Raw genomic sequence first — 16,740 nt, 5'->3', positions numbered from 1 at the left:
GCAATTTACAACCGCTGATGCCCGTATTAAATTAAAGCGCCTCTATCCGTCAATTAGTTCTTGACAGACTACTAGATTGCAGTTAATAATAATGTTATTGACTTGGGACTAGGGACTTGGTATTGGTATCGACTTGGTTATATTACCTTCCTTTTGAAATGCGTTGTAGCTTTTGTACAAACTTTAGCATATTGTAAATTCCTTCGCCATAAACAGGAATTACTGTAAACATTTGTGTGTCAATAATCAAATCTTTCTTTCCTAAACGAATGATGATATTGCCAGAGCGTCTTGCTTCTATTCGTTCTTGAAGTTTTTGAAGCTGTTCTCCAACTGCACTCTGATTAATTAGAATACCTAAACGTTTTAACTCTTTGTCAACAGCTTCTAACTCATCCAAAATACGTACTGCATCACGTTCTAAGGAGCTTTTTCTATTTTCCAATGCTAAGCGTTCCGCTTCATAATGCACTAATTCTTCTAAACGTGTTCGTTGCTCCTCCAGTATTCGGATTTTTTCTTCCTGACTTTGAGCTTGAGATATTAGTTCTTCTATTTGAGGAACACGCGATAATCTCTTTATTACTTCTCTGTCACTTCCTGAAAAAGCATATCCAAACAAGGCAAATGGTATGGGTGCTACTATTGCTGAGGCTATACCAAACCAAAGTACATAATTACTATCTTTTGCCGCACGGAAGCCCAGCCAAATAATCAGAACTACAAGCGCAGTACCAACAACTATTGATAAGAACTTTTTCATTGTCTACTCAGACATTAACTGATGATACAATCCTCACAGTAGCTGTGTTTAATTATGTATTATATAAAACACACTTATTTAAGGATAACCAATTATACAGTTCCCGTAGTAGCTTTTCCGGATAACACACATCCCCACCAGTAATTCAGTAGGATTGAGGTTGTACTACAGTGGATGAAAAGCTTTTGGCAGTTTAGGCGCGATTATCGACTGGTAAGCATCTAAAGCGTAACCTTTGCTCCATCCGTAGGCACTGAAATTTGCAAAATCCTTACAGTACTGGTAATTTCTGCTAAAGTACAGGCAGAATTAGGCGTAATAATTAGGATTATCTGTCAGCAAACCTTCAGCTTGAGCAGCTGCAATCAGGCGATCGTCTGCAGTGAGAAAAACCAGTAGGGTACTCTGTGCTTGAGCAAAAATGGATTGAATACGAAGAACTGATGCCAGTTGGATAGCATCATATGCTTTCAAAGGATACTGTCTAACCAATTGGCCTGCTGTTTCCACCAAAGTCAGATCAAGTTCAACAACTTGGTACTGAGTGTCTAGATCGTATCGAAATGTGTGAATAATTTGGTTGACATCTGTTACAGAAAGATTTCCTTCTCTTTGGCGACGTGCTAGAGCGCTATTGACTTCTACCCAAGAGATTCTAGCAATAAATAATAAGTTTCCGGTTTGTGGATCTGCAATTTGCTGTATCCATGCACTACCTGTTTCCGAAACATAACGTTTAACGAGAACACTGCTGTCTAAAAAATAAGCAGTCACTACAAACCTCGGTCTTCAATGATGATTTGTGAAAGAGGCTTACCTGGACATTGGCCCAATCTTTGGGCTAATTCTCGACGCTCTGATTCAGAAACTGGCTTAACAGTACCTTTATGGGGTGGAGGAGTGACTAGTCCGGCTGCTACGAGAGTCTGAAGGATCTTTTTTGCTTCATCTTTTGGCTCTTCATGCAAGATTTGAATTTGCACTGTCTGATTCTCTTGCAGAGGCAAAGCACTCAAAGGACGCAGAATACCATTTTCGTAAACAGCACTAATAATTTCAGTCATGATCTGCTTGCTGCCCAAATATCAATATTATGATGGATAAGTTTATTTAGTTTAACATCTTAATCAATGCCCAAGAAATTCATTTCTAGGCTCAAAGCTCAAGTCTGCTTTGGCAGACTGAGTAAATTCTCCAGTCCGTTAAAACGGACTTGAGCTATTAGCCCTTACCTTCGTCAAGGCGTACCATTAATTATTAATACATTACTTACCTATATCCTCATACCACAATTCAGGATTTTCGTCAATAAATTCACTCATCATTTGTTCACATTCAGCTAAATTTAAATCAATTACTTCTACGCCGTGAGATACCATAAAATCTTTAGCACCGGGAAAAGTCCTTGACTCTCCGGCAATAACTTTTTTAATTCCAAATTGCACCACAGCTCCAGCGCACAAATAGCACGGCATTAAGGTTGAATAGAGTGTAGTACCTTTATAGCTGCCGATTCTGCCGGCATTGCGAAGACAATCAATTTCAGCGTGGGTGACTGGATCTCCATCTTGTACACGCTTATTATGTCCTTTACCAATTATTTTGCCATCTTTGACTAAAACTGAACCAATGGGAATTCCGCCTTCACTTCTGCCTTGCTTTGCTTGTGCGATCGCTGCTTCTATAAATTCATCCATTTTATAATCTCCTATTATGCCAAAACAACTTGTCTTAATGGATCATGATGGTGGTATAGACGATTATCTAGCAACTATGCTGTTGATGACAATGGATCATATCAAACCCCTTGGCATTGTTGTCACACCTGCTGATTGCTATGCTGAACCCGCAGTTAGCGCCACACGCAGAATCTTAGATTTGATGGAATGTTCCCATATTCCCGTTGCACAAAGTACTGTGCGCGGGATCAATCCCTTCCCCCAACTTTATCGTCGTGACTCGTTCATTGTTGATCATCTTCCCATACTTAATCAAACTGATACCATTAAAACGCCGCTAGTTGCACAACCTGGTCAAAATTTTATGATCCAGGTGTTGCGAGAAGCACGAGAACCAGTCACACTAATGGTAACAGGACCTTTAACAACGGTAGCCACAGCATTAGATTTAGCTCCAGACATTGAAGCAAAAATTCAAAAGATTGTCTGGATGGGGGGTGCGTTGAATGTGCCTGGGAATGTGGAAAAAAACTGGGAACCGGGGCAAGATGGTTCAGCAGAATGGAATGTTTACTGGGACCCAATTTCTGCCGCCAAAGTTTGGCAAACACAGATTAAAATTATCATGTGCCCTTTAGATTTAACCAACAACGTACCTGTAACATCTGACATAGTGAAAAAAATGGGGCAACAACGCCAATATCCCATATCAGATTTGGCAGGTCAATGTTATGCTTTAGTGATTCCCCAAGATTATTTTTTCTGGGATGTGCTGGCAACAGCTTATCTTGCTCATCCAGAATTCTATCTACTAAAAGAGTGGGAAACAGAAATTATTACCACTGGTTTGAGTCAAGGAAGGACTAAAATTGTGCCTGGAGGTCGTAAAATTTCTGCTATGGCACAGGTAGATAAAGATCTCTTTTACGATTATATTTTGCAGCAATGGGCTAGGTGAATTTTGGATTGATGTCAGGTGCGTTATCGCTTTAACGCACCAAAATAAATGGTGTTTTAATTAATCAGATCCAAACCTAAATAGATAGCGGCAATGCTACCAGTAACACAAATTTCTCCTTGACGGATTTTATCTTTAACTAATTCTATCGGAATTAGTACAACCTCTATTTCTTCTGTTATATCTAATTTTTGTTCTGCAAACTTTACCACATTTTCTGCTAAAAATAAATGTATTTTATTAGTATCTTTACTAGGATTGTCGTATTGTGTGGCGATTTTCCTTACTAGTTGGGTAGTATAGCCTGTTTCTTCTTCCATTTCTCTCTTTGCGGCTACTTCGGTACTTTCTTGTGCTGGGTTAAATCTTCCGGCAGGAAGTTCTAATACAAATTCACCTACCGCGTGTCTGTATTGCCGGACAAAAATAATCTCTTTGTTAGTGGTGATGGGTAAAATTACCGCGATTTCTGGTCGAACATTGACAAAATAATCATCGATAATTTTACCATTGGGTAATTTTATTACATCTTGCCTGACTTTGCACCAGTAATGATCCAAGACCATTTTTGATTCCAGAAGTTGCCATTTTTTTAAGTCTGTCATGAATAAGGTGTATCGTCAAAATCACACAAAGTATATCAGAGTCCTTAAACATGTGACAAAGAATCGTTGCACATTTGTGCGATCGCTCATTTGATACGTAACAATCACGATTGTGTAGAGACGCCCCGGCGGGGCGTCTCTACGAGGGTATGGGTTGTAGGGTATGATGTAACTTATTACACCATATACCCTACCCCCGATATGCCTCAACCTAAACTAGACTTGGAGTAGGATCAATGATATTTGGCTTAGAAATTGTGGTGTCTGCTGCTGCAATCAAATCGTTACTAGGTAAACCATTGTCAACTTGATTATAGTTACCAAATTGGAACGTTGACAGCTCATTGCTGATAGCATTGGTCATGAAATCTTGAATCAAACCAATACTTCCTCTGTTAGTTGAGAGCAGAAAATCGCTTGTAGGAGAGCTTTCAAGCGTATTGCTTGGTTGCAATTGTTCGCCTGGTTGACTTGCGAGGGTGTCATTAGCTCCTTCAATCGGAGCGCTAGTTCCAGACTCTAAATCAGGGTTTGTATAAAAAACGCTGTCTACTTGTTTGTCAGAAACTAAGTCCAGCTTAACGTTTTTTGAGTCAACCTTCACTGTATTCTTAGTTGGCTGTGTGAGTTTGCCCTCAGAAAAAGTAACATCATACTCTCCAGGATCGAGTGCAACTTGATAGCCACCTGAACTAGTAGTTCTAGCTGTGAAAGTTTTGTTGTCTGACTTACGTACAGCCTCAACTTTAATGCCTCCTAACCCTTCTCCTGGGGTGTAAAAGTTATCTTTCCTAACTAAATCGTTATACGCTACCCCAGTTAAGAAAGTTTTACCTGAAGCTGGTTTACCAAAAAACTCAACTACTGATGCTTGTGTCAAATTTTTGCCATCACTAGTTTGCTTACCCAAGAAATCTATCCCAGCTTCTTTCCAGTTTCCGTCAAAGAAGTTAGCACGGTGTCCAGAACTTCCATACAGGCTATTATGTCTTTCTTCAACGTACTGAGTAGCACTCTTAGGTGTTGAACTACCCCCGAAAGAAAGGTTTTCGTTCGCCTGTGAACTCTGAGGTGCGCTCATATCATAACCAGCTTTGAAAGCCCTTTCCCAAGGCAATCCACCCTCACCGTTGTGAGAGATAGTACGATTTTTGTCTTGCCAATTGTTATGATCTTGTGCAGCTTTAGATAAGTTGGTGTTCCAAGCGAGGGGCTGTTTAGCATCAGAAGAAACGTTTCCTAGTGAAGAACCCTGACGTTGTTCCTCCGCTAAAGGATTGGCACGAGCGCGGTTGATTAACTCGAGCATATACTGCTCATAGTTAGTAGGCTCAAAAGAGTTTGAAGATAAAGTCGGCTGAGAGTCTACTGGATTAGGATCGGGACTAGCACCTTGATTGGAAGTAGATTCAGGGCTAGCAACCGTGGGATTGGAGATAGGCTCCATCGTTTGAGCAGGAGGCGGATTGGATACACTTCCTGTGTTAGATTGACCACCAGGTATATTGGTTGCTGGATTAGTATCACCGCTACCAAAGTTTTGCACCCAATAGTTATTCTCAAAACCAACACCGAGATCTTTGTATTGGGATCTTAAGATATTAGCACGGTGTCCAGGACTGTTCATCCAATCTTGAACAACCTGTTGGGGTGTTTTTTGACCGGCTGCGATATTCTCTCCCATCGTTTGCGCTTCGTAACCGACTGCCTTTGCTCTGTCCCAAGGTTTAGAGCCATCCAGTCCTGTATGACTGAAAAAACGACGGTCTGACATTTCTTTGGCATATTTCTCAGCAGTATAGTTCAACTCATCGTTTGCTTGCAATGGAGAAAGACCATTCTTAGCTCTTTCTTGGTTGGTAAGATCAAGAACTTGTTGCTCAAATGTTGCCATGAATCTGTCCTCTTAAAGATTTGTTTGCATGAACGAGAGCAGAAATAACAATTCTGCTGCGCCTGTTGGTAGAAGCAAACCTGAAGAGGCTGAGTTAAGAGTGAGAGAATTTTTTACCTCTATGGGCATAATTTAACATTATTTCTTTGCAAAAGCTTATCTATTTTTTTACATTCTTACAAAGCTAAAAATAGCCATAACTCTTGCATAAAGCCGAAATGAGATTATTTTTACCACTCGCTCAAAGCAAATTATCATCGCTGATTCTGATGGTGATAAGAAGTGTTAATGTAACTTTTATACGCTAAAATCGACGATACAGAAGAGAAAATCTCACGCCAAGACGCCAAGACGAGGCAGCGCTGCATCCGGGTTTCCCGCTACTAGGCGACTGCCGTCGCCAAAATTCTTTTTGCGACGAGTGCGTCTTTGCGTGAGGCAAAAATCCACCCACATTAACCCATGCAACTACAGGTAGAACTATTTACTGTAAACAAGCGGTTTCCCTTAACCATTAGTTACGGTACAACGGCACAAACAACGAATGTCTGGGTAAGAATTGCGCAAGATGGGATTGAAGGTTGGGGGGAAGCGTCACCTTTTAATGTTGGTTATCGTCAATCCACGGATATCATTAAAGATGCTTTGTTACAAGTAGCACCGTCTTTGCAAGCATTGCATCCTTTGCAGCGACAAGAAGTTGAACAAGTTTTGTCTTCATCTCCGTCTGCGGCAAGGGCGGCGTTGGATATGGCAATGTACGACTGGATGGGCAAGCGCTGTGGATTACCTTTATGGCAAATTTTGGGACTCGATCGCAATGCGATTGTACCAACTTCGATGACGATTGGCATTAATACACCTGAAAAAGCCAGAGAAAGGGTGCGCGATTGGCTAGAATTTATTGATGTCCGTATTTTTAAGGTAAAGTTAGGTAGTCCAGAGGGTATTGCTGCGGATCAAAAAATGTTCTTGGCTGTGCAAGCAGAAGCACCTACACAGGAAATTTATGTTGATGCCAATGGGGGATGGAGTCACAAAGATGCTATATTGATGTGCAATTGGTTGGCTGAGCGTGGTGTGAAGTATGTTGAACAACCACTTTCACGAGGACAGGAAAAAGATTTAGTCGAACTGAAGAAGCAAACTGAGCTACCCATCTTTGTTGATGAAAGTTGCTTTAATAGTAAAGATATCCCATCATTGGCAAATTGTGTAGATGGTATTAATATCAAGTTGATGAAGTCTGGGGGTTTAAGTGAGGCGATACGGATGGTACATACGGCACGAGCGCACCAATTACAAGTGATGTTTGGGTGCTACTCTAATAGTACGCTAGCCAATACTGCTGCGTACCACTTAGCTCCACTAGCAGATTACATTGATTTAGACAGTCATCTCAATTTAGTTGATGACCCCTTTACTGGTGCGATCGCACATGAAGGAATAATTCTACCTAATAATTTACCAGGTTTGGGAGTACAACGTGCGTTTGCCACTTAATCAACGAGTCGCTATATTACTGCATGAGGGAATTCGTTCTCGTCATGGCAAAACTGGATTAGCATTGTTACGCTACAGTGAGTCTCCCATTGTCGCAGCTATTGATCGCGAGTGTGCGGGGAAATCTTTACCAGAATTAACTGGAATTCAGCGTGATGTACCAATAGTTTCTTCGGTAGCCGCTGCCAGTGAGTATCAACCCCAGGTATTGGTAATTGGTATAGCGCCTAAAGGTGGTGCTTTACCAGAAGATTATTGGCATGAACTTAAAGATGCTTTGTCCGCTGGGATGTCAATAGTCAACGGTTTACATACACCACTGTCAACTATACCAGAGTTGAAAACATTGGTAAAACCAGGACAATTAATTTGGGATGTACGCAAAGAACCACCAAATTTAGATGTTGCTACTGGAATGGCACGCACTCTTTCCTGTCGGCGGGTGTTAACTGTGGGAACTGACATGAGTGTGGGGAAAATGTCTACCAGCCTACAGTTACACTGGGCTTCACGACGACGCAATTGGCGTTCTAAGTTTTTAGCAACAGGACAAACTGGTTTGATGTTGGAAGGAGATGGTGTAGCTTTGGATGCCGTTAGGGTAGACTATGCTGCTGGTGCTGTGGAACAAATTGTCATGCGATATGGTAAAAATTATGACATATTACATATAGAAGGACAAGGTTCACTACTGCACCCAGGTTCTACAGCAACTCTGCCTTTGATTCGTGGTAGCCAACCTACACACTTGATATTGGCACATCGTGCCGGACAAACTGAGGTAGTTGAAGGTGTGCCTATTCCACCTTTATCAAATGTGGTACATTTATACGAAACTGTCGCCAGTGCAGGTGGTGCTTTTGCGACCGTAAGAGTAGTGGGTATATCTTTGAATACGGCACTTTTGAGTGAGTCAGAGGCACAAGATGCGATCGCTCAAACTGAAGCAGAAACTGGGCTACCTTGTACAGATCCGGTACGCTATGATGGGGGTTTGTTGTTGGATGCAGTTTTGCCTGGTTGATTTAGTCTCACGCTCTACCCCCTAGCGCAAAAGGGAAGATTAGCGTTTGGTTTTGATTGATGGTAATTTGACAGTAAAGGTTGTGCCAACACCAACTTCGCTTTCTACGGTGATTTCACCCTGATGTAATTCTACAAGGGTTTTCACAATTGATAGCCCCAATCCATTACCAGATATATCGTTAACATTGCTGCCCCGATAAAATGGCTCGAATATTTTTTGCATATCTACTTTGGGAATACCAATTCCTGTATCTTTAATTTGAAAAATTACATTTTCTTTTTGGCAGCAAAGTTGAAAAGTAACCTTGCTGTTAGTTGGAGAATATTTAATAGCATTTGAGAGTAAGTTCGTGAGTATGTGCTTTAACAGTTTTGGATCTAAATAAGCAGTGGTTAACTTACTTTTGTTAATAAAATTGATTAATTTTTCCTGGCTTGTCAACTGCATCTGTGCTATAATGTGCCTACAAAACTGAACTATATTAAGTTGTTTTGGCTGGCAGTTTAATTTCTGTGCTTCTCCCTGAGAAAATAACATAATTTCATCCAAAACCTCATAAATTTTTTGCACAGAAACTTGAATCAAGTCAAGATACGAATAGTTTTTTTCTTGTGTCCATTGATCAATGTTTCGTTTAAGTAAGTCGGCAGAGAATGAGACAACATTAACTGGAGTACGAAGTTGGTGACTCATCTGAGCTAGGAAGTAGCTTTTAGCTTGATGGAGTTCCGCTAAAGCTTCAGCACGGTTGCGTTCCTGTTCCCGGAAGCGAGTGTTGGCAATAGCTGTTCCAATTTGCCCCGCTACTAATGTGAAGAATCTACGTTCGCGATCGTTAAGAGTAAATTCGGGACTAATGCCAACGACTAAAATACCAACAGGTACTGTGATCCCAGGCTGTAATACTGGTATCACTATTGCCCGATCAGGCTTTTTTGGCGATGAAGCAATACGTACTAAACCAAATTGAGCTATTTCCACTTGTTTAGGTTGCCCAGTATGTGCTACCTCTGCTAAAGGCCATACTTGCTTCCCCTTGAGAGTAGAATCCTCCTGTAATCTCAAATCAATAGCTAGGGGACTGCTGGGTATTTCTGGTACTAGCCCTGCTACTCCTACCAAAACCGCGTGCATCCTCTTCTCATCAAGCAGATAAAGTAGGGCAAACGCAATATCGCTAGCACTCTGAATTAATGTCTGTGTAAAAATTCGACAAGCTTCTTCTGTAACTTGCGCCGTAGCGCTATTGATTGTCAACTCGTAAAGAGTTTGTAGGCGTTGTTCGTCTAAGACACCTTCTGTGGTTTCGCTAACTGTATGAAAAATGCCATCTACACCACCTAACTCATCTTTCACCTCATCAATCACAAGCGCGGCTCCTATTGATTTTGGTTTTAATATTAATTTCTTTCAAATATGTCTAACTTGTATTAACTACGTAATTTAACGTAAATATACGTTACCTAAGTTAAAATAGACTGAAGTAAATACTTACAATAAAAATATTGTCTAAGTCTTAACAAAGTATCAACGCAGCAACACTAAGAATTGCCTAGACTATAAATCATTACAGCCAGAGATTAAACAAGCGAACGTTGCCCATGAAACTCAAATGGAAGTCACTACTGCTAGCCGCTAGTTGGGTATTACTCTCTATCGGGACATTTGTTATAATCATTCTGACACATCCCATTTTATCAACTGCCAAAGAACCTCCAACACCTACTGAAGTTGCTTCGCGAAAGCTAGAGGTGACGGAGATTGCTCCTACTCCTGAAGAAATTGCTCGGCAGCAAAAACTCATCGAAGCAGATAAGCTTTACAGGGGGGGACAAATATCTGCGGCAGAAAAACTTTACCGAGAAGCAAAAGAACCTTTTGCCAAAATACCTGATATTCAAGAGCGTAAAGAAGCAATAGTCGATCCGGCACAACTTTCTCCTGGTGGTAGGGTATACTGGCGGGAAGCTTTATCGGGGATAGAAAGTAAGTTAGAATCGAGGACGATGGTTCCGCTTGAGCTTCTAGTTGAGCAGTATCCTGAGTTTATTCCTGGTAGAATTAAGTATGCTGAAGTTCTCAGAAATGACGCTCGCACCAGGGAAGCTCTCGCAGTTTTAGAAAAAGCGACTACAGAATATCCCAACCAACCAGATTTAATTAAAGCTAAAGTTGCTGCACTCGCTGAGTCGAAAAAATGGATGGAAGCAAGTTTGGCGGCACGTCAATTTGCGCTTCTGAATCCTAACCATGCGCAAGCACCTGAATTTAAACAACTAGCAGATGAACATCTTAAACGTTATAAGTCACATATTCGCGCAAAAGTTAGAGGTAACACTATTGCTAACGTGATCACGGGAGTTTTAGGTTACGCTGTTACTGGTAGTCTGCTTGGTCCTTTTTCTGCCCTTGACTCTACCATCTTACTATTTAAAGGTGAAGGAGCTGTGGGAGAGTCGGTTGCCAAGCAAGCGAAAAAGCGAATGGATTTAGTCAAAGATGAAGCTGTTTTGGCATACGTGAATGAAATTGGACAGAAACTTGTGCAGGTGGCAGGAAGAGAAGAGTTTAAATACGAGTTTTTTGTCATTCCCCAATCGGATCTTAACGCTTTTGCACTACCAGGTGGGAAAATATTTATTAATGCAGGTGCGATCGCTAAAACTAACTCAGAAGCAGAATTAGCTGGTTTAATTGGGCATGAACTATCTCACGTAGTTCTCTCCCACGGCTTTCAACTAGTTACCCAAGGAAACCTCATTGGCAACCTTACCCAGTATATACCCTATGGCGGTACACTCGGTCAACTTTTTGCACTTAGCTACAGCCGAGATATGGAGCGTCAAGCCGATACTCTTGGTACTCGGTTAATTGTTGCTTCTGGATACGCTGCTGATGGCTTGCGTAACTTAATGGTGACGATGGATAAACAACAGAAATTTGTTCCTCCCAAATGGTTATCTTCTCACCCTGGTGGTAATGAACGAGTGCGATACTTAGAGGAGTTAATTTCGCGCAGTCGCTACAACCGTTATGCTTATGAAGGAGTAGCTCATCACACAGAAATTAAAGATAAGGTAAAACAAATTCTCAAAGAGAAAAAAGCGCTGGATGAAAAAAAAAGGCGTAATCGATGAACTAAATCACAAAAGTTTTCGTCAGGTAAGATATCAACTCCCTAAGTTCATACCCACCCGTGTGAGGATGATTTTATGTCATCACCAACTCTGAAACTTTTGTTTTTGGGCAGCCTGGGATTATCCCTATTATTAGGTAACTCGGCTGCAATGGCACAGTATAGAAATGATGGCGTTGTTGTGCCGACACAGCCAGGAAACGGCTCATCAACGACAAGAACAAATCCCTACCCAGATACACGCCCTTACCCAACCACAGGTTCAACAACTACTGTTGATAATGGCAATCGATTTACCTGCCAGTACTACGGTGGTCAATATACTGTCATGTATCAACCAGAAAGTCAACCAGGGCAGTACTTTGCTTGGGCGACTCCCAGAAGTTTGGGCGATGGCTGGAATGCACAAAAGCGCTGTCAAACAATTGCCCAACGTTTAGAATCATATCGTCCAGATGGCTTGATTGAACTTCAAACAGCCGTAGAAAATAGAGAAAACATCATCTGCGTGACATCCGAAGCAAACCCATCTTGCCGAATTGTACTGACAGTACCGCCGGAAAAAGATCCTTATGCTGTACGCAATAGTGTTTTCCAAAACTTGGCTAGTGCTGATAATGGAGAGCAAACTATTGGCGTCAACACTTATACTAGTACCACTACTAGCAGCAGGTCAAGCAACGGAATAAACGAAATATATAATACCACCCGCTCAATTCTCAATGGTGGCAAAAAACCCGTTTCTTCGTCTTCTAAAGATCCTATCAATCTTAAACCTTTCCTTGATAAAGCTGACAGAGGTACCGCAACCGGGCTGCGTAACGGAGTAGCACTTCGTCAATCTAAACCGCAAACCAGCAACCGTCTGAATCCGAATAAATTCCGGTAAAGCGCCGCACAAGTCGTTCCCAGGCTCCCGCCTGGGAATGCAGTTTCAGGGGTTTCATAGCCCGCGTGTTGGGCTTTGTATCTAAAGCCCTACCCTTCTAGGGTAGGTGCAATCCGGTCAGATGCCCACCCTTTTAACTTTACGAATTATTGCCGAGTGCTTGTACTAATGCATCTAAACCAGCTTGACTGGTGAAATATGTGAGATGATCGCAAGCAACATCTGGCAATATAATTCTTGGCTGAGGGGTTCGCTCTAGGCTAACACTCTTAATGCTTTCCAAAGTCACTGCAATATCGTTTGGTTGTTGAAGAAACACCGTATCTACGACACTATTTACAGCAGAGCCAAATAATTTCTGCATTAGTCGCTGTATTTGACTAGAGTTTTTTCCAGGTTCAACTTGTAATGCGGACGGAAGAATCGAGCGATCGCCAGCAATGATCGTATACTGGACATTGGGGTCATTATTTTTGGCGAGACTTTGGATAAAATCGCTGTGGAGTTGAAGTTGATCCAAAGCATTATCGTTAGCTTCCAAAAATGCGAGTAATGCAGTAATAATATTTACAGACCAAGCGACGCTAGAAAGGTGATTTAACCCGATAGCAAGAGCACTAAAAGCCCAATCTTGAATTTTAGCCCAAGGAGAGCCTGCATTAGGTGTACCCAACATCACTAAATGTTGAACAATTTGATTTCCACCTTCAAGCTCAATAAAAGTACGAGAGACTAAACCGCCCATTGAATGAGCAACAATATCTAATTGTTTCCCGTGATTTGCAGTTACACCAACCTCCTCTAATCTTTGCTTAAGTAGTTTGGCGTTTTCTGGAATTGTCGTATTGAGATTTTCGTAATCAAAAGCCAGAACTAAGTCATACTTATCTTGTAGAGTTGTCTGTTGTCCATTCTCTGTAGTTTTTGCTAGGACACTGGGAAGTAAACTTTCTGTATCGCCAATAATACCATGAATGTAAAGCAAAATCTTCTTGGCTGTAGCAACTTGTGTTTGAATGTCCTTAGTGTTAGCATTATACTTTACCCGTCCATTTTCGGAGACGTTTGCAATTCTTAAAAGTGGATAGGAAAAATTCATGCCCAATTGCTTACCCGCGCTTTCGTAAAAAAGTTTTTGAAAAAGTATCTTAATTGAACCTTGCAAACTGCGACTATTGACTGTTGGTTCCGGTAAACGTTCTAATATAATTTCTGTCTTACCATTTACCGTCCTAGCTTTACCCAAAGGTAAAAAGAATTCTCCATCATAAGCAACAGGTAAGATATGTTCGCCTGATGATAATCGCTGCTCAACCAATAATTCTATCGGATTTTCTGGCGTTACACTTTCGCGATTTTCCACATCAACAATTTCCAAAACGCTAAATGAACCAGGGCTGCGAGTCATGTTAAATTCGTATGGCTCAACCAACCTTCTTCCGTTGCGCTGAACAATAGTTTGGTTTTGTAATAAAATAGGTGGTATTAAATTACTGTTAACATCACGACTACTTGGAGGTAAGGGTTGCAAACTAAATTTACCCTGAAAATTTGAATGTCCTTTTAGTGTAACACCAGTCCTTAAAGTAGTTGATTCAGACTCTTTAATTTCCACTCCACCTGGTGGTTTAACTAAAGTAACTTTAACTTCCTGAGTCATCCAGTTATCGATATACTTGTCTTTTTTTCGCCTCGTTTCGCGAGTATAAACTTTGTCCATCAAAAGATTGAGAGTACCAGAAGCCAGTGAACGGTTGACTGGAGGTGGAGAATCTAAACCAGGTTGTTGGAGTAAAGTTGCATTGAATTCTCTAGTACTGGTAATCAATTTGAAAATTGTGTCGTACTCATTAATTCCATTATCTAAATATGCTTTAGGAATTTCTACATATAATTCTTCACCTTCTGCAACATTTGCGCTAGATAAAATTATACTGCTCCTTTCTGGAAAAAACTCAGGAACCTCTATTGCATAACTTCCTGCTAATTCTATTACTTGAAAATACAAATTTTTATCGCTTTTATTGGTGACTTTAATTTTTATTGCTGGTGCTTCCGGTTCCGAATCATTACTTTGAAATGTATATTCCCCTCGTAAAGCAGAAGTTTCTGTTTTTGATGAAGATTGATTATTCCCAGAAGTAACAATCACTTCCATTTCCACATCATCAGCTTTGATTTGACTAGTCGGTGGAGTTTTTAATTCCAGAATATTCTTCCAACGTGCAATATGCTCTAAACGTTTAACTATTGTGTTTGCGCGTTGTTGAGTATAACCTTGATTATCAGGTACATCTGGAACTGGTGCAACTAATGGTTGTTTATCAGCAACTTGTTTAAGCCAAAATTGTCCATTTATTGCTTCTAAATAATAATCTGCATCTGTTAAGGATTCGGTTTCTCGAACAAATAAAGAAGGTTTACTAGCATTAACTGTTGAAAGTGCTTTACGAGCCAATTCAACACATCCATTATCTTTTTGAAAATATACCTTTAACTTAGGTAATGGTACTTCGGTTACAACTGCCCAATAAGGTTCATCTTGAGATAATTGACTGCTATCATCAATAATTTCAGCTATACTTACTTCTGTAAATACTTGAGTAAGCCTAGCTTCACCAATAGCATTGTCAATTTCCTGCAACTTCTCTAGTTCAGTTTCTTGAGGGAAAATAGCTATTCTAGTCTCCCCTTCAGATGTAGGACGGATACCATGTAAAATACCACCATTTATTACCCAATGGCGATGAGTTTCACCGTCATAAGTCAAAGTAAAATAACTTATACGTTTCCCTGCTACACCTCCCAAGAAAGATTGTATTAAATCATCCGATGTTGCTTCTATTTGGGGTGACTGCTCTTTAACTTTACCAGTTATCAAAGCATTAATATCTTGAACTAAATTTGCATATGATAAACTACTATTAGTACGCTGTAAAGCTTCAGTTAAAAAGTAAGAAAAAGCACCACGACGTTTACCATTTGAACCTGTATGCTCTTTTGCAGTTTGAATGTCACGACAAGCAGCAATTGCTACATGTTTAGGACGCTGATAACTATTGCTTAGGCGGTAATGCACCCATTCTGGTGGAAAAATAAAGTCTTTTAAATCTCTTACCTTTCCATCTGGATTTGTTTGCCTTTCCACAACTTCTGGATCTCTTGTTGCAGTACCAGAGTGACAAGAATCCAAAATAATCAGGATGTGGGGATTCTTGTTTGCTACTTGCTCAATTAAATAGCTTAATTCTTTATCTGCTAAATCTCGACCTTCTGATGTACGGCTATCGTAGCAAACTAAAGTTTCAATTTTCCCATCTCGTTCTTGGTTCCGAAAAGCCTCTGGTGCTGTTTCATAGGAACCATGACCAGAATAATAAAATAATACAACATCTTCGCTATCAGCTTGGCATAGATGCTGCAAAAAGCCATCGATAATTGCTTGACGTGTTGCTAAATCATTAGTTAACTTCTTTTGAACTAATTCCCATTTTTTATCAGTAGCTATTCGCTGATGTAAGTACGTCTCTATTGCTTCAATATCGTTGACGCAACCTTGTAGCGAATTCACTCCTCTTGAATCAGGATGGTAATTATCAATACCAACAAGTAACGCATAAATTTTGTGGCTCATTTGTCTTCTCCTGGTTAAATAGGCTGCAAAGAAACAGTAAAACTATAACAAATATACAGGTTAGCAATTGCGAATTACATGCTGATTAGACTTTTCGAGAAATTAAACTTGCACAAGCAATGGGAAGCATGTCTTTTTGTGGGATGGGATTCACCCTCAAACTACTCTGCCCTTGCATTCATGCATAGGGTTAATTCAAAATCCAAAATCCAAAATCCATTGACAACTACCGCCACTGTTGACACACAGATTGAATAGCCCGGGCAGTTGCACCTAAGGCTTCAGTACCACCTAATGCGATAATGGCATCACTTAATTTAGGAATATCTCCTAATAATTCGTAACGATAGTGGTAGGACAAGTTGTGGAGAATTTCACACCATAACTGAAATTCAATAGAAGTTAGGTCAATAACTGATAACAAACTACTAAAAACTTTAGCACGGTAATAGTCATCTTGAATACCACGGGCAGCAGCGAGAGCTTCCTCTAGTACCTCTGGTAGGTGTGGCGCTAGTTGACTCAGGGCATCAGCACGGTAATAGTCATCTTGAATACCACGGGCAGCAGCGAGGGCTTCCTCTAGTACCTCTGGTAGGTGTGGCGCTAGTTGACTCAGGGCATGAGCACGGTAATAGTCATCTTGAATACC

Annotated in this window: 13 protein-coding genes and 1 pseudogene; 5 read left to right on the top strand and 9 right to left on the bottom strand. The window is 40.7% G+C overall.

Annotated elements, in window-relative coordinates; translation table 11 throughout:
* Positions 1–142 precede the first annotated feature (142 nt).
* The 4 genes from ICL16_RS14870 to ICL16_RS14855 form a co-directional block, all read right to left on the bottom strand.
* On the bottom strand, positions 143–763 hold the full coding sequence (locus tag ICL16_RS14870) for a hypothetical protein (RefSeq protein ID WP_190828954.1): 621 nt from the start codon (positions 761–763) through the stop codon (positions 143–145).
* Positions 764–1,072: 309 nt separating this feature from the next.
* Positions 1,073–1,537, bottom strand: a complete 465-nt coding sequence (locus tag ICL16_RS14865) for a PIN domain-containing protein (RefSeq protein ID WP_190828952.1) — start codon at positions 1,535–1,537, stop codon at positions 1,073–1,075.
* Positions 1,537–1,827, bottom strand: a complete 291-nt coding sequence (locus ICL16_RS14860) for an antitoxin family protein (RefSeq protein WP_190828950.1) — start codon at positions 1,825–1,827, stop codon at positions 1,537–1,539. The genes ICL16_RS14865 and ICL16_RS14860 overlap by 1 nt, the downstream gene beginning before the upstream one ends.
* 201 nt (positions 1,828–2,028) lie before the next feature.
* Positions 2,029–2,460, bottom strand: coding sequence for a nucleoside deaminase (locus tag ICL16_RS14855; protein WP_190828948.1), 432 nt, complete (start codon positions 2,458–2,460; stop codon positions 2,029–2,031).
* Between the two features lie 16 nt (positions 2,461–2,476).
* Between ICL16_RS14855 and ICL16_RS14850 the strand changes: the two genes are divergently transcribed.
* Positions 2,477–3,400, top strand: coding sequence for a nucleoside hydrolase (locus tag ICL16_RS14850; RefSeq protein ID WP_190828947.1), 924 nt, complete (start codon positions 2,477–2,479; stop codon positions 3,398–3,400).
* Positions 3,401–3,456: 56 nt separating this feature from the next.
* Here ICL16_RS14850 and ICL16_RS14845 read toward each other — a convergent pair whose 3' ends face one another.
* Positions 3,457–4,005: an NUDIX hydrolase gene (locus ICL16_RS14845; RefSeq protein WP_190828945.1), complete on the bottom strand. Its 549-nt coding sequence runs from the start codon at positions 4,003–4,005 to the stop codon at positions 3,457–3,459.
* A gap of 211 nt (positions 4,006–4,216) precedes the next feature.
* Complete coding sequence (locus ICL16_RS14840; RefSeq protein ID WP_190828943.1) at positions 4,217–5,899, bottom strand: CAP domain-containing protein; 1,683 nt, start codon at positions 5,897–5,899, stop codon at positions 4,217–4,219.
* Positions 5,900–6,361: 462 nt separating this feature from the next.
* On the opposite strand from ICL16_RS14840, the gene ICL16_RS14835 reads away from it, so the two are divergent.
* Positions 6,362–7,402: a dipeptide epimerase gene (locus ICL16_RS14835; RefSeq protein ID WP_190828941.1), complete on the top strand. Its 1,041-nt coding sequence runs from the start codon at positions 6,362–6,364 to the stop codon at positions 7,400–7,402.
* Complete coding sequence (locus tag ICL16_RS14830; RefSeq protein WP_190828939.1) at positions 7,386–8,426, top strand: DUF1611 domain-containing protein; 1,041 nt, start codon at positions 7,386–7,388, stop codon at positions 8,424–8,426. Before ICL16_RS14835 ends, ICL16_RS14830 begins: the two co-directional genes overlap by 17 nt.
* Before the next feature lie 39 nt (positions 8,427–8,465).
* On the opposite strand, the gene ICL16_RS14825 is transcribed toward ICL16_RS14830, so the two are convergent.
* A complete protein-coding gene (locus tag ICL16_RS14825) occupies positions 8,466–9,797 on the bottom strand; it encodes a GAF domain-containing sensor histidine kinase (RefSeq protein WP_337907010.1) in 1,332 nt (443 codons plus the stop codon).
* A 233-nt stretch (positions 9,798–10,030) separates the two neighbouring features.
* Here ICL16_RS14825 and ICL16_RS14820 point away from each other — a divergent pair, with 233 nt between their 5' ends.
* Both ICL16_RS14820 and ICL16_RS14815 read left to right on the top strand, forming a co-directional pair.
* Positions 10,031–11,566 carry a M48 family metallopeptidase gene (locus tag ICL16_RS14820; protein ID WP_190828937.1) on the top strand — a complete coding sequence of 512 codons (1,536 nt, stop codon included), beginning with the start codon at positions 10,031–10,033 and terminating at the stop codon, positions 11,564–11,566.
* Between the two features lie 75 nt (positions 11,567–11,641).
* A complete protein-coding gene (locus tag ICL16_RS14815) occupies positions 11,642–12,454 on the top strand; it encodes a COP23 domain-containing protein (protein WP_190828931.1) in 813 nt (270 codons plus the stop codon).
* 139 nt (positions 12,455–12,593) lie between these two features.
* Here the strand turns inward: ICL16_RS14815 and ICL16_RS14810 are convergent, their stop codons facing one another.
* Together ICL16_RS14810 and ICL16_RS14805 are read right to left on the bottom strand one after the other, a co-directional pair.
* Complete coding sequence (locus tag ICL16_RS14810) at positions 12,594–16,088, bottom strand: caspase family protein (RefSeq protein WP_190828930.1); 3,495 nt, start codon at positions 16,086–16,088, stop codon at positions 12,594–12,596.
* 226 nt (positions 16,089–16,314) lie between these two features.
* A pseudogene (locus ICL16_RS14805) lies at positions 16,315–16,740 on the bottom strand (hypothetical protein); the annotation flags it as partial.

This window comes from Iningainema tapete BLCC-T55 (genome assembly GCF_014698965.1).
Taxonomy (GTDB): domain Bacteria; phylum Cyanobacteriota; class Cyanobacteriia; order Cyanobacteriales; family Nostocaceae; genus Iningainema; species Iningainema tapete.
The sequence above is the reverse complement of the archived record's forward strand: the minus strand, read 5'-3'. Positions and strand labels throughout refer to the sequence as shown.

Bases quoted from the DNA above. Each gene is read 5' to 3' on its own strand.
- ICL16_RS14870 (WP_190828954.1), bottom strand. From the start codon at position 763: ATGAAAAAGTTCTTATCAATAGTTGTTGGTACTGCGCTTGTAGTTCTG.
- ICL16_RS14860 (WP_190828950.1), bottom strand. From the start codon at position 1,827: ATGACTGAAATTATTAGTGCTGTTTACGAAAATGGTATTCTGCGTCCT.
- ICL16_RS14855 (WP_190828948.1), bottom strand. From the start codon at position 2,460: ATGGATGAATTTATAGAAGCAGCGATCGCACAAGCAAAGCAAGGCAGA.
- ICL16_RS14850 (WP_190828947.1), top strand. From the start codon at position 2,477: ATGCCAAAACAACTTGTCTTAATGGATCATGATGGTGGTATAGACGAT.
- ICL16_RS14845 (WP_190828945.1), bottom strand. From the start codon at position 4,005: ATGACAGACTTAAAAAAATGGCAACTTCTGGAATCAAAAATGGTCTTG.
- ICL16_RS14840 (WP_190828943.1), bottom strand. From the start codon at position 5,899: ATGGCAACATTTGAGCAACAAGTTCTTGATCTTACCAACCAAGAAAGA.
- ICL16_RS14835 (WP_190828941.1), top strand. From the start codon at position 6,362: ATGCAACTACAGGTAGAACTATTTACTGTAAACAAGCGGTTTCCCTTA.
- ICL16_RS14820 (WP_190828937.1), top strand. From the start codon at position 10,031: ATGAAACTCAAATGGAAGTCACTACTGCTAGCCGCTAGTTGGGTATTA.
- ICL16_RS14815 (WP_190828931.1), top strand. From the start codon at position 11,642: ATGTCATCACCAACTCTGAAACTTTTGTTTTTGGGCAGCCTGGGATTA.
- ICL16_RS14810 (WP_190828930.1), bottom strand. From the start codon at position 16,088: ATGAGCCACAAAATTTATGCGTTACTTGTTGGTATTGATAATTACCAT.